At 40.0% G+C, this 517-nt stretch carries 1 protein-coding gene; it reads left to right on the top strand.

Annotation, left to right across the window (positions count from 1 at the left end):
* Positions 1 to 108 precede the first annotated feature (108 nt).
* Positions 109 to 517 (top strand): transposase (locus ACOMA8_RS14700; protein WP_421371708.1); only part of this gene is annotated, 409 nt, incomplete at its 3' end.

The raw sequence follows: 517 nt of genomic DNA, 5'->3' as shown, positions 1-517 counted from the left end.
GACTGCGTGCAAAGCTTCAGGACCAATTTTAACTATTTACCGTCAGTTCTTTGCATTGATGAGTTTCGCTCAATGAACTCTTGTAGTAATGCAATGAGCTTCATCTGCATGGATGGTCATACTAAACGGCTCATCAGTATCTTGGAAAGCCGTCGGCTTTCCTATTTGAAGGCTCATTTTTTACGCTATCCACGTCATATACGATGTAAGGTCAAGTATCTAGTCATGGACATGAATGCACCTTATGCCCAACTGATTAAGCATGTCTTTCCAAATGCTCAAATCGTAACGGATCGTTTTCATATCGTCCAACAGATTAATCGTACCTTCAATCAATTACGGATAAAGACGATGAAACAGTTTAAAGGGACTGACAAGGTGAACTATCGACGCTTAAAACGATATTGGAAGCTTCTTTTGAAAAATGACTTCAACGTGAATAGCGCTAACTACCACTATGAGCGCTCTTTCAAGCGTCCGATGACAGAAAAAGCCATTATTGATGAGCTCTTATCTT

Source organism: Enterococcus infantis (genome assembly GCF_049166715.1).
Classification (GTDB): domain Bacteria; phylum Bacillota; class Bacilli; order Lactobacillales; family Enterococcaceae; genus Enterococcus_C; species Enterococcus_C leclercqii.
The sequence above is the reverse complement of the archived record's forward strand: the minus strand, read 5'-3'. Positions and strand labels throughout refer to the sequence as shown.